The 12,225-nt window shown below is 60.3% G+C and carries 15 protein-coding genes; 9 read left to right on the top strand and 6 right to left on the bottom strand.

Annotation, left to right across the window (positions count from 1 at the left end; all coding sequences use genetic code 11):
* Positions 1 to 8 precede the first annotated feature (8 nt).
* Positions 9 to 254: an acetyl-CoA carboxylase gene (locus tag N5095_RS02355; protein WP_267620655.1), complete on the top strand. Its 246-nt coding sequence runs from the start codon at positions 9 to 11 to the stop codon at positions 252 to 254.
* A 557-nt stretch (positions 255 to 811) separates the two neighbouring features.
* Here the strand turns inward: N5095_RS02355 and N5095_RS02350 are convergent.
* Together N5095_RS02350 and N5095_RS02345 are read right to left on the bottom strand one after the other, a co-directional pair.
* Complete coding sequence (locus N5095_RS02350) at positions 812 to 1,339, bottom strand: hypothetical protein (RefSeq protein ID WP_267620653.1); 528 nt, start codon at positions 1,337 to 1,339, stop codon at positions 812 to 814.
* A 119-nt stretch (positions 1,340 to 1,458) separates the two neighbouring features.
* Positions 1,459 to 2,265: a CPBP family intramembrane glutamic endopeptidase gene (locus N5095_RS02345; RefSeq protein ID WP_267620651.1), complete on the bottom strand. Its 807-nt coding sequence runs from the start codon at positions 2,263 to 2,265 to the stop codon at positions 1,459 to 1,461.
* Positions 2,266 to 2,704: 439 nt separating this feature from the next.
* Here N5095_RS02345 and N5095_RS02340 point away from each other — a divergent pair, with 439 nt between their 5' ends.
* Both N5095_RS02340 and N5095_RS02335 read left to right on the top strand, forming a co-directional pair.
* Positions 2,705 to 3,229, top strand: coding sequence for a hypothetical protein (locus tag N5095_RS02340; RefSeq protein WP_267620647.1), 525 nt, complete (start codon positions 2,705 to 2,707; stop codon positions 3,227 to 3,229).
* Between the two features lie 158 nt (positions 3,230 to 3,387).
* Positions 3,388 to 3,636, top strand: a complete 249-nt coding sequence (locus N5095_RS02335) for a hypothetical protein (protein WP_267620645.1) — start codon at positions 3,388 to 3,390, stop codon at positions 3,634 to 3,636.
* Between the two features lie 374 nt (positions 3,637 to 4,010).
* Here N5095_RS02335 and N5095_RS02330 read toward each other — a convergent pair whose 3' ends face one another.
* Both N5095_RS02330 and N5095_RS22625 read right to left on the bottom strand, forming a co-directional pair.
* A complete protein-coding gene (locus tag N5095_RS02330) occupies positions 4,011 to 4,289 on the bottom strand; it encodes a DUF7347 domain-containing protein (RefSeq protein WP_267620643.1) in 279 nt (92 codons plus the stop codon).
* A gap of 7 nt (positions 4,290 to 4,296) precedes the next feature.
* Positions 4,297 to 4,464, bottom strand: a complete 168-nt coding sequence (locus N5095_RS22625) for a DUF8030 family protein (protein WP_464368998.1) — start codon at positions 4,462 to 4,464, stop codon at positions 4,297 to 4,299.
* A gap of 68 nt (positions 4,465 to 4,532) precedes the next feature.
* On the opposite strand from N5095_RS22625, the gene N5095_RS02325 reads away from it, so the two are divergent.
* The 4 genes from N5095_RS02325 (at position 4,533) to N5095_RS02310 (ending at position 6,836) form a co-directional block, all read left to right on the top strand.
* On the top strand, positions 4,533 to 5,492 hold the full coding sequence (locus N5095_RS02325; RefSeq protein ID WP_267620641.1) for an inositol monophosphatase family protein: 960 nt from the start codon (positions 4,533 to 4,535) through the stop codon (positions 5,490 to 5,492).
* A gap of 370 nt (positions 5,493 to 5,862) precedes the next feature.
* Positions 5,863 to 6,213 (top strand): hypothetical protein, encoded by a 351-nt coding sequence (locus N5095_RS02320; protein ID WP_267620639.1) that lies wholly within the window; start codon positions 5,863 to 5,865, stop codon positions 6,211 to 6,213.
* 114 nt (positions 6,214 to 6,327) lie between these two features.
* Positions 6,328 to 6,537 (top strand): hypothetical protein, encoded by a 210-nt coding sequence (locus N5095_RS02315; RefSeq protein WP_267620637.1) that lies wholly within the window; start codon positions 6,328 to 6,330, stop codon positions 6,535 to 6,537.
* Positions 6,538 to 6,629: 92 nt separating this feature from the next.
* Positions 6,630 to 6,836 carry a hypothetical protein gene (locus tag N5095_RS02310; RefSeq protein WP_267620635.1) on the top strand — a complete coding sequence of 69 codons (207 nt, stop codon included), beginning with the start codon at positions 6,630 to 6,632 and terminating at the stop codon, positions 6,834 to 6,836.
* Positions 6,837 to 6,874: 38 nt separating this feature from the next.
* Here the strand turns inward: N5095_RS02310 and N5095_RS02305 are convergent, their stop codons facing one another.
* Positions 6,875 to 7,552, bottom strand: coding sequence for a TIGR00266 family protein (locus tag N5095_RS02305; protein ID WP_267620633.1), 678 nt, complete (start codon positions 7,550 to 7,552; stop codon positions 6,875 to 6,877).
* Between the two features lie 336 nt (positions 7,553 to 7,888).
* Between N5095_RS02305 and N5095_RS02300 the strand changes: the two genes are divergently transcribed.
* Positions 7,889 to 9,307 carry a DUF6498-containing protein gene (locus tag N5095_RS02300; protein WP_267620631.1) on the top strand — a complete coding sequence of 473 codons (1,419 nt, stop codon included), beginning with the start codon at positions 7,889 to 7,891 and terminating at the stop codon, positions 9,305 to 9,307.
* Between the two features lie 212 nt (positions 9,308 to 9,519).
* Positions 9,520 to 10,932, top strand: coding sequence for a DUF6498-containing protein (locus N5095_RS02295; protein WP_267620629.1), 1,413 nt, complete (start codon positions 9,520 to 9,522; stop codon positions 10,930 to 10,932).
* Between the two features lie 340 nt (positions 10,933 to 11,272).
* Here N5095_RS02295 and N5095_RS02290 read toward each other — a convergent pair whose 3' ends face one another.
* Positions 11,273 to 12,100, bottom strand: a complete 828-nt coding sequence (locus N5095_RS02290; protein WP_267620627.1) for a DUF6159 family protein — start codon at positions 12,098 to 12,100, stop codon at positions 11,273 to 11,275.
* Positions 12,101 to 12,225 lie beyond the last annotated feature (125 nt).

Here is a 12,225-nt window from a genome sequence, read left to right as displayed (position 1 = left end):
CAACAACTATGAGCAAGACAACGATTACAGCCCCGATGCCAGGGGTGTTCTACCGGCGGTCGGACCCCGAAGCGGACCCCCTCGTCGAAGAGGGAGACACGGTCAGCGCAGGCGACACCGTCTGTCTGGTCGGGGTGATGAAGAACTTCTACGACGTGACGGCCGAGACCGACGGGACGGTTTCGAAGATTCTCGTCGACGACGAAGCCGAAATCGAGGCGGGCGACGAACTCATCGAACTGGAGGTGGAGTGACCGGCGCCACGATAGCGCAAAATCAGAATTCGTTAGACTGCACGACCGGTACGTTGCTGGTCTAATCGAGGGGCCGGCATCGTCCGGACGAGGGTAATCCGGTCGAAGAACTCGCATTCAGTACGGCACGCAGGTCGACTCAGAGGGATTCTGGGCACAGCTACGCTCGTATGCTGGCAGCGAGAATGAAGGGCGAACGCCCGCTGAAGCGTCTAACTGGATAGTATCATAATAGCTGGCGCATTCTCTGTACGCGCCGCAGCACTTTAGGCGTCAATCGAGGAGAAAATCACACTCGAAAAGTCGAGAGCCGTCGTATCCACATGCCTCTTCCGTCACGGTCCGACAGCTTCAGCACCGAGATTGAAGCGACCATATCGAATCTAACTATTTTCATAAGAATGAAGCGGTACAACCGGGGGATGGAGAGCGAGCACGCGAGCCGAGCCGACCGCTCCCGAGGTGGACCGTTCGGCGGCAGGTTGAGTAATCGGAGACGACCCATCGGCCCGGGGCCACACCGTCGACCGAGGAGCCTCCAGGGGTCGCTGTGTCTCTCAGCGCCGCGAGTCGCGTCCACCGTCCGGTCCCACGTCCCCCGAGCCGGTGTCCGTGGAGTCGCGGTCACCGGGTAGGGACAGCGGGCTCCCGGTGATCTCGCGGACGACCGAACCGACGGCGTTCGGGAACAGTTCGGCGTATGGGCCGCCCGCGGTCGGCTCGATTACGTGGTCGCCGACGCGGACGTACTTCGCCGTCGCCGTGAGCGGGTCCTGACCGATGCCGCCCGTGAGTGCAAAGAGGTACTCGAAGCGCCGGTCGGTATCGTCGACGACGACTACCCGGAGCACGTTCGAGAACTGCAGGTGGGACTTCTCGACGAGTTCGCGCTCCGGCGAAACAACCCGTGGCTCCCCGCTGAAAGAGACCGCACGGCTGTCACAGGACGGACAGACACCGGGGTGGCCGTCGGTGCCGAGGTAGGCGTACTCCCGTTCGCAGGCGAAACAGCGGAGCGTACGCGCGACATCGGCCACCGACGCGGTGCCGTGTTCGGAGTCCGGAGCGGTGGGACGGTTGCTCATCTGGGGTTCACCTGTGGATACGCAATGCAGCATATAAGTATGGCGACCGACCGAAACGTGCGCAGCCGACCCCGAGGTGACCCCCGGCGAGCGCCCGTCACGCTCCGAGACCCGCGCCGTCAGGCGCCCATCGTCGGCGCGACGACCGTGCTCAGGTACAGCAGGCCGAAGAGGGTCGCGTTGTACAGGCCGTGGACCAGCGCGGGGACGACGATGTTGTCGGTGAGTTCGTAGACGACGCCGAACACCAGTGCGGGGACCACGAGGATGCCGATGGTCACCAGCCGCGCCCCGGCGGCACCCTGTAACGCGGTGAAGTGGATGGCCGCAAAGAGGAGGCTCGCCGAGACGATAGCGACGGCGGGGCCGAAGTGCTCGCGGAACCGACCCTGCACGACGCCCCGGAACAGGAGCTCCTCTCCCGGGCCGATGAGGAGAATCGAACCCGGAATCAGCAGGAGCAGGAGTTCGGGGTTCTGCATCCCGGTCTCGGCGGCGGCGTTGTTCGCGGCCTCGACGCCGGTGGCGGAGACGAGGAGCCCGACCACCGTGACGCCGCCGAACGCCAGGACGTAGGCGCCGGCGACGTAGGCGAGGTCCTTCAGCGTCGGGACGCGTGCCGGAATCCGGAACGGCCGTGTGGCGAGCCAGCTTCGCTCGCCGACGACGCGCTCGAGCAGTCCGGTGAGTCGGTGCCGGTACCGACTGTAACCGATGGCCGTACAGAAGCAGCCGACCCCCTGTGTCATTAGGAGGCCGACGACGAGCGTGACCGTCGCAGTGAACTCGACGATGCCGCCGGCGACGAGCACGAGGAGGGCGATCAGCGCGAGCACGGTCCCGAAGGCGAGCCCGAAGATTCCCAGCGCCGTCCCGCTGACGAGCGTCGCGACCGCGGCGGCGACGGAGCGGTTCGCCGTACTCACGGCGCGTCACCCCCGCCACCGTAGACGTGACAGTGAATGGAGCGCATTCGGTCGGTCGTACGGGCGTCGCGTGTATAAGTCCCGCTGACTCCGACGGGACCGGAGCGGTAGCTCCTCGGTCAGTACCGCCGGCCGATTCTCGTCGCTGTCGACACTCTCGACTCCCGCCGATGGTGCTCGGCCGCTCGTGAGCGCCCGACGCCGGTCTCGACCGGCTCGAATCCACGATATTTGCTCCCGTACGCCGTCCGCGCGCCCGAACTCGTCGCCGCCCGTCACCTATTCGGATACTCCCTTCACACCGGTCGAGACGGCCGATTACGGCATCGGCGGTCAGAGGTGTGTGATGGACTGACTGTCGGGGTTACCGACAAACCAATCTCTGTTGGCATCGAAGCTACAACGGGCCCGGGCGACGCCGTGAATAGAGGTTATCTCTATGAGCTTCGATCCGGGCACCAGAAACGACGCATCCCACACCCCCACCGCCGACCTCGAGTCGGACCTCCGGTGTTACGAGTGTGGGCACGACTACACCTACCTCGGTACGGGGAGCCACCCGGGACGCTGTCCGAGCTGCGACGGACGAGTGGTCACCTTCGCCGGGGAGCCGCAGGCGGTGACACCGCGGACCGCGGGCACCGAGGGCGAGACCACCCGTCTCTCACCACTGTTCAAAATCACCGTCCACGACGCCACCGACCGGCAGTTCGAGTACTTCGTCGCCTATCCGGAAGCCGGCGCGGACCGCAGGCCGGTGCCTATCCTCCGGTACGTCCGAGTCGGTGACCACCGCGTCCACGCCACCGCCGACCACTGGGACGACCGGCTCGTCCCCCAGTGTGTTCTCCACCTCGTGCGGGAACTGACCGGCGACGGGCTGTTGGTCCCCGCGGAGCGGTCGTCTGGCAACCGCGACCGAGACGACGACGACGGCGGCATCGGCGTCAGACGCGACCCGTAGCGGACGCGAACCGCTATCTTCGCGGTCTCGAACGCCGACGGGGACTGCGAGTGCGAACCCCGGGACACCATCCGTCCCGCCTTCGGGTTCTCCGACCTATTTAAACACGTTCGATGGTGGTACAACAGGTACTTAGAATCGGTCGTGGAGATGTGGACGTGTCCCAGGACATCGAAGAGACCGTCTACCGGTCGTCGACGGGTGAGTTCGTTACGGAGAGTCAAATCTGGGCGCGCTTCGAGGCTGGCGACTGGACCCCCTGCTGCTGGGACACCGAGACCGGGAGGGAGTGGGTCGGGACGACCGATGACGAACTCCTCGCACTGTCGCCGGTCGACGACGAACGGCTCCCCGCCTACGTGCGCCTCGAACGGAGCGAACGCGGGTACGTCGTCCACTCGGAGTAGTACCGCTTCTCGAACGTCTCTCGGCCGCTCCCGAGCCACCCCGTCGTCGTTCCGAACGTGTTCTGCGCGTTTTGAGTGTTCGGACGACTCGGAAGGTTCAGCAGGTACAGAAGGTACAGACGGTGCCGAATCTTTCTCCCTCTGTCTTCGGCAGTCCGGTAGGCAAACGTAATCCGAATGTTAGGGGGGTGATGTTCAAAGACGGCACCACTCTCTGAGCAGACTCACGCCGATTCCGGGCCGACGAGAGGGTGTTTCTTGTAGTACCGGTCGGACTGACTCAGCTGCTAGGGACGGAGTGTGTCCATGTTTGCGACTCAGAAGTAGTTGTCAGCTGTTCGAATTTCCCCTACCGAGTACTGGGCGCAGGCCGGTCAGAAAGATGTGGTTCGACTCTCTATCCAGGAGATGAAAATTTCAGCACGAATATGGTGATTGAGGCCGTACGCTCGAGTGACGAACCAGCCGTCGAGTTTCACCAGGTCGTAATTGAATCGACCGCTATCCCGCTCTTCGACCCGCTCCCGAAGGCCGGAGACGGGGAGGGGTTCGCCCGCTTCGCTGAGCGCCCGGACGATGCGGAGACGTAAGTCGTTGCCGAGGAGTGCGAACGCCTCCTCGGGAGGCCGGTGGTCGGGAGCGGAATCGTCCATGCAGGTGTCACGACCGCCTCCGACGTATCGATTTCCAGGGGACGAGAACCCGACTATTCGTCGAGAATCGCCCGTTTCCGTCCCGGAAGGACGACCGCGAGAGCCGGTTGATCAACTCCCCGCGAACCGCTTCGCGCTCGACTGTTGGTCCGTGCCAGTCGAGACGCCTCTGCACGACTCGACAGGTACGACGGAGGATAATCACTTGCTTTTATTGGCTGTGATACTCTATCACGCCGACGGATGGTCGACTCATTCAATCGGCGAAATTACCTGAAAGGAGTCGCGGGTGGAGTCACCAGCATCGGAATCGCTACCTCGGCGTCCGCACAGGGTGAACAGTCCGAGGGGGACGGAGAGTCGCCGGAGGAAGCGTCCTCGAAGGCGTCGGCGCCCTCCCCCTACGCCCCGGTCGTCGAACAGGCCGCCGTCACGGGCGGGGCTGCGGCGGAGAATCTCTTCCGAACGGGACTCGACGTAGAGTACAAAGAGGACTCGAAGGCGGCGGTCGTGACCGACGCCGACCGAGCGGCTCAGGCAACCGCGATCGACACCCTCACCCGAGCGTATCCGGATGCACCCATCATCGGGGAGGAGAAGGTGGGTGAGGCGACGAAAGAGGTGCCCAGTGACGGACTCGCGTTCACCGTCGACCCCATCGACGGCTCGTACAACTATACGCGTGGCAACGCCCTGTGGTGTACCAGCGTAGCGGCGATAGATAGCGCGAAGGCGGTTGCTGCCGCGACTGTCGTTCCGGAACGGGACGACATCTACACCGGCGATCCGACCGGAGTCCGGCGAAACGACAGACCAGTCTCGGTCAGCGACCGGTCGGATCCGACCGGGTTCATGGTCGCACCGACGTACTGGTGGGGATTCGATAGTCGGGACCAGTTCGCAACCGCGACGGGTGAGGTCGTCAGACGGTTCAGCGACCTCCGACGCTACGGGTCGACCCAACTCGCCCTCGCCGCCGTCGCCGCGGGCGAAATCGAGGCAGCGATAACCAACCTCGACGATCTGAACCCTTGGGATACGATCGCGGGCGCCGCGCTCGTCGAGTGGGCTGGGGGGACCGTCACCGACCTCCGAGGGAACGACTGGTGTTACGGGAGCCGCGGTCTCGTCGCGTCGAACGGCCGTGCCCACGCGGAAGTCGTCGAGGCCACACAGCAGATCGAAGAAGCGGCGTCGGAGTAGCTCGGCTCCGTGCTGTTCGGGGAGTGTCGACCGTCGAGTTACGGCGGCCGCGGAGAGCCCCTCGAAGAACTCGATGTCGACCCACTCAACCGTATTCGACCGAGGTTTGATGTGTCCCTGTCTGAGAGCTGAGTCATCCCGACTGACGATGAAGGAAATGACCTTTCTTCCGACCAGGCTCGACGCGAGTCAGCTTCTATAGCGGTGCCGCGAGTCTTTCACTGACGCTCCCACCAGATGAGATGTAGACCCTCTCCTAACCTACTGAACCGCATCTGGAGGCGAGACGACGGCGACCTCGCACCACCGCCTGAGAAATCACCGATGGACACGCTTTGCGTATTCGTTCTGGCTGGAGTCCGTCGACGGTGTGTATCAGGACTTAAGTACGAAGGTTCTCCCGCCGTCCGTCGACTCGCGGAAGCACGTGCGGAGCGTGATGCTGGAAGCCGACCCCGCTCCGGACATCCGCGCGTACCTAACGAACTACCAGTACGCGTCTATCAAACATGTCATCGTCGCCCTGCTCCAGCATACGATGATGTGGATTGGTGTATTACACGTGCTCGGCATCCAAGACTACCACTCCGAGGACCAGTATCTCGAGGGTAGGCACCGGCGTGATGAGGGAACGCCGGTGAAGAACCAGGAGAACGGCGAGCGGTACGTCGCGCTCTCCGGACGTGTCCGAGGATTTCGCATATGCTGCTGGATATATTGAACGAGAGAGAACTGATCAATACGCTCAAACCCTAATCCGACTCGATTCGGGGTGCTATATTCCATCGCTCCTCACAGCGGTGGTTAAGTTATGAGAACGCGATAAAGGGCAGTAATGGAAATTCGCACTCGACTCTACGTCGCTGGTCTGGTTGCCGCTCTCGCTGCGTACATCTTCACCGTGATCGCGTTCACGGGTCTACTCAACTTCGCGCAAACCGGTGTGTTCGCGGTTGTGTTCCTCGTCATCCTACTGGGATTCGAGCGATTCATGATGTGGGCTGAAACCCTCGAATCCGAGGAGGCGACTAGCGCCCAAATCTGATTGGCACTGTACAGCTCACGAGACCACAGTTCCCTTTCTCTACAACTGCCGTCAGGACTTTCGACGTTCGCAAACAGCTAACGACTATACCAATGGCCGATATCGGAAACCCCGGCGGATTCGACATCGCCACTGTCCTCGCGGGCTCCGGTGTCACGTTTCTCATCGCCGCTGGAATCACGCGCTATGGAGCCCAGTTCCAGTACACTACTGCCGAACTCTACGGGGTTGCCGGAGCGACTTTCCTCGGTCTAGGTATCGTCTTCGGAGTTATTCTCCTTCTCGCAGGGTTGCGGTAGTTGGATTCTTTTCCCGTTCGAGACAAATGTCGACATGTTCACTGTCCTTGACCGGGCATTCGCTGAGCAAGTGTCGACACTAACGCGTCCAGATCACGCGTCTGGTACCAAACCGTCCCTGGTCCGGTGAACTCGAAAACAAGCCCCTCACCACTCAATAGCGACGATTTGAGATTTCCGACTCGCTCAATTGAGTAGTCGACGCTGTTATCCCATGCGACCAAGTGTTCGTTGTCCAAGACGTAGGACTCATCAGCCGCTAGCTCAAGTTTCTCCAAGCCACCGTACGCTTCGACGAATACCGTTCCAGTCCCCTTCAGCGCCAAGGGAGTCAAACTCGCCTCGCCCAACATCGATTTGAAGTCACCTAGCTCTGAGTCGATATCGATGCCGTCACTCCCTGCCAGAAACGCACCATCCGTAGAGTACAGAGTCTCCTCGTGAAGCTCGTAGGACATGATATCGCCCGGTGACGGAGGAGCGAGTGTTACTGTTCCTGGTTCGTCTCTGGCAGTGAACTTGTTAGCAAACGCGGATTCTCCACCCAGCAATGACTTTGCGGAACTGAGCAGCCCATCTCGACTCGTCTCAGTTTCCATTGAGACGTTCGCAGAGTGACCGACCATCGCGCCCGGTTCAGCGACCACTGATTCGCTCGGTTCCAGAGTCACAATCAAGTGCGTGTACGATGGCTTGTGGGTGAATTCGTACTCCATTGGAGGGTCTCACCACAATAACTTGACCCCCCGATAATTAAAATTCCTACTGCCTATCCGGTCGTGTTCGGTGAGCGTGAAGAGCGAGGCGACGTAATTTCTTGGTGCTCTATGCCAGAAGTCGGTGGCCTCCTGGTTCTGGTGACTGGACAGACCCGGAATTTATCAAACGAGAGGGGATACCCGAGTGGTCGATGAAACATTTACTGTCATATGCTGTGTAATTCGCTCCCACTTTGCTGAACACGGACTTCACACTCTACAATTCGATGCCACCAGTTCAACTCAAAAAGCCGTTCCACCAGACATATCCACCGACGAGAGAGAGGGCAACCAGTGTCCTCCATCCGGTACAGCAACCCCTCACAGGCCGCACTTGGCTTTCTCCCCGTTCTCGCCACCAACATCCTCCCGCTCGCGGGAGTGGCGTGGTTCGACTGGAACCCCGAGACGCTCGTCACTATTTACGCGCTCGAGTTACTGGTGCTGTTGCCGCTCGCGGGAGTGAAAGCACTATTCGCCGGCAAGCCGCCCGCTTCCGACCGCGAGAACGGCGTCTTCAGCGTCTCCAAGAGCGCTCTCACGAACAAGCGCGGTAATATCACCGTTCACGATAGTTTGCCGCCGGTCTATCCACGGAACGTCCCGTTCACCGTCGCAGTCGTCAGCGGTAGTGTGTGGGTCGGCTTCTTCGTTCTCGCTCCGGTCTCGGAGGTCGTCGCGGTCCTCGACATTCTCGGCCGCCCGGAAGTACTGCTCAGCGTCGTTGCGCTAATTGTCGGTCAGGTCGCAGAAGCGGTACACATCTACTTTCGGAACGGCCGGTACGCGGAGATTTCGCCGTACGCCGTCATCGAAATTCCCGCTCGCCAAGGGCTCTTCCTCGCGGTCTTTCTATTCATTGTCGTAGTTGGAGGAGCAAAATCCGTGCTCGTCGCATTCGTAGCTATGAAGGTGCTCGTTGAGTGGTCCGGCTTCAGTGCCGAACACGGCGGCGCTGGACGACTAACTAGGTGGCTCTCCGGGCCCAACAGCACCACTACCGCCGATTCGGTCGACGTCCCTGTGGGCCAACCGTCGGCTACGGTCGATGTCGACCAGGGGTCGATCGCGGCAGCCGCAGTCTGGCGTGTTCTTTCGGAGACGGGACCGTTCTACGTCGTGTTGGCTGGGTTCGTCTGGCTCGGCGTGCCCGCGTTTCTCGGGGGAGGAGAGCCCTCACTAACGCTTTGGCTCGCGGGCGGCCTCGCCGGCCTCGTCCTATTGGGCCTCATGGTCGCCGGCGACACCATAGAGGTCGTTCTGATGAATTGGTGGACGACGTACTATCGGATAAGTGGCCAGCTCGTCGCTTACGACCGCTTAACTGACGAGCCACAGTGGACAACGCCACTCACCGAACTCCGTGACGCTACTGTCGTCGAAACGCGCCCCTCTGACCGGCACTTCGGGACGCGAACGATCACTGTTACGACGGGCTGGGACAGCGGTGGAACCGAGCGGACGCTTGGCCCAGTCAGCGACCCGAAGAGGTTCGTCAAGGCGTTCGACATTCCTCTCCAGTCGACCGATCTCTCGCCACTCGACTGGCGATTCGTCGGTGCTGCGGTCGGTTCGGCCGCCCTCATCGCCGTCAGCAGTATCGTCGTGGCTACCACACCAGTCGGTCCGTCCGTCTCGTGGGTGCTCCTTCCAGTATCGCTTCCGCTCCTCGGTATCGTTCCGATGGGTTTCTGGAAGCTCGCACATTCGTGAACGGTTCGCTGGTCGCCCGCCCAGAGGGTGAACCAGAACAAGGGGCGACTAATATCGCTCGCAGACTGCTCGAACGCTACAGATACGTGAGGCGGGTGGCTCGGGGATTGACTCCGAGGCTGACGCTCGAGAAGTCGACAAGGACAGGCTAAGTGCTGGAATACTCGATACTGTACCGACAAATCAATAACCAGTTATTCCCTCGTCCTACCGTGAACGACCGCCCGGTCCGCGCGCGCCTCACCTCCGTTGCGACACTGCTGGTCGGTATGCTTGCGGTTGCCTGCGTGAATCTCTTCCCGCTCATAGGTATCACTATTTGGGACTGGAGTCTCACGTCGCTGCTCGTACTCTACTGGGTCGAAGCTTTCGTGACCGTCCTCATCGCCGTGGTCAAAGCCCTCCTCGCAGAGCGTGGCTCCCCGGACGTTACGAGCGGCATCGAACCGCTTCACGAACTCCGCGAGAAACGAGGTGGGTGGGATCTTCGGTCGGACTGGCCACCGGTCTATCCGCGTAACATCCCGCTCGCGCTCACGATACTCGGCTTCTGGGCCGTGTTCCTCGTTCCGATGACGCTGCTCTTCTGGTCGTCATCGCTGGGCTCGGTTCTCTCTGCCGGACTAATCGCAGGCATCTTCGGGTTGGTGGTCACACAACTCGCTGAGTTCATAACCGAGTACGTTCGAGACGAGCGCTATAGGGAGGTGTCGGCACGAGAGATACTCCGGACGCCGATGCTACTCACATTCTCGCTCATGTGGGTCGGCCTCCTAACGATTGGGAGTAGTGGTTCGGACACGAACCTCCTCCTCTTTGCCGTCGCAGTTCTCGGAAAGACGCTCCTGTCGGTGTACGGCTTCTACGCAGAACGCGTCGAGAAACCGTTGTTCGGACTCGGTGATCACTTGTTCGACGAGGAGGAGGTTCGTGAAGCCCCACCCGAAATCGACCTTCCAGACGCGGCCGTGGACAGCCGTGTTCGCGTCACTCGGACGCCGGTCATACTCACGAGTCTGCCGTACATCCTCTTCGGCTTCGCCAGTCGACTCGGAATCATTGTTCTCTGTCTATTCGTCCTCGCGCTCATTTCCGGGAAATCATCGTGGATTGTGATTACGGCGCTGATTATCCTTGCTATCGCCGGAGTCCGTATCCTCAGCTACTACCTTCGCTATGGGACTATTGAGTATCAGCGTCGTGGCAAGTTACTTGTCGCCTACGACACCTTGCTTGAATCCCCCCAGTGGACGGCCGACATCGCGCGGTCGTCGTTTTCGGTGAAGAACGCGATTGCGGATCGGTTGCTCGATACGGGGACGCTCACCATTTCCGGAGTTGAGGAGGTAGAGGGTTCGAAGGTCCAACTCGGCCCCGTCGTAGATATCGAACAGGCCGTCAAGACACTTGGATTACCGGTGCAGAAGACTGAACGTCCCGAACAGGACCTTAGTGTCGTCGCTACTGTCGGGCTCTTGTTCCTGTTCTTTTTGATACTCCCAGCTGGGCTCATTTTAGACCCGAACGTCAGTCCCGAGTTCGCGATGGCTCTTGGTGTGTTGTTCGCGCCGTTCATCCTCTTTCACGTTGGGGTGCTTCTCTGGGTCGGACTTGCACGCATCTAGCATTAGAATTTTGACGGCTAGAGAGATTAGCACTACCGGTGAATAGCTGAGTTCTATACTAGTTCAGCGCCGTCAGCTTACTTCGTGTCCCGTAGATCTTCTCGACTGAAACGAAATGACGGGTAGATTTGAATACTGATATTCCGACACAATTCGCATTAGCCGTCTGCCGTATGATTCACCGCCGAAAGCGTTCCTTTGTGACTAAAATTAGACGAGAACCCATGGTAGTCGTTGCCGACACGTACACCCGGGGGTTGTCTGGATTGAGATTCGTCCATCAGTTCACTCATTGTCGAACTCGCATTCGACGGTAGAACGGCTGGACCGGAGAGGTACTTCAGTCCGATGGGAAGATAGTCTCGGGGTTCCGGCCTGCACACGGACCGACCTTCTCATCGGCGACGGCGTACCGGTAAAGAGCTGTTCGGGCAACCATTCCGAGCACTTGCGCTGCGACCATTGCTGCGACGAGAACGATGAATCCAGCCGACCCTATGAGAAGTGCTGGGACACCGCTTGCGAACAGATACGCCCATCCGAGTACACTAAGTCCGATTACCCCAACGGGAAAGAACACGAACGAGATCCCAAGCGAAGCGGTGATGCTTTCGCCCCACGTCTCACGGAACGCCGTACCGCTTTCTTGCAGAAGCGGTCTGAGGCCCTTCGTATCCTCAAGTACGAGTACAGGAATGACGAAGAACGTCAGCAGACCCCAGGCAAGGTCAAACAGTACCCGTGCGAGCGATCCCAGCGCACCGAAGTTCTCGTCGATGATGTACAGAACGGTCCCGAGTGTCGCAGCGGTCACTGACCAGAGTGCGATCTTCCGGCGGACTTGCCATGCGGCGGCGAGTCCACCACGTACGGACGTCTCCTTGCCGTCAAAGTACTGAAATGCACAGTGGACCACAGCGGCGTTGAAGAAGGTCCCGACGCTCGACGAAACTGCGATTGCGACGAAGATGGCGGCGTACTGGAGGAGGTCGCTCGTGAGAACTGAACTCACTGCTCCGTATCGGAGAGCGGTTCCGAGCACGATGGCGAATGCACCTCCAATCGAGAGAAGGCTCAACAATGGAAGGATGGCCAAGCGGGGATTGTCGCGGAAGACGTCGACGCTGTCGTCGACGACTCGGAGGCCGCGAGTGAATCGTCCTACCATATCTGAACCATCTCTATGCAGACATATAAGTGTTGTATCGCTAAGATAACTGCCTCAAGTACCGTATCTCCCGGTATGATCGCAGAATTCGGCTTGCCTCACATACCCACCAGTAAGCTACCACG

This window comes from Halobium salinum (assembly GCF_026586625.1).
GTDB lineage: Archaea > Halobacteriota > Halobacteria > Halobacteriales > Haloferacaceae > Halobium > Halobium salinum.
Note: the sequence above shows the minus strand (reverse complement) of the source record. Positions and strands in the feature narration are given on the sequence as shown.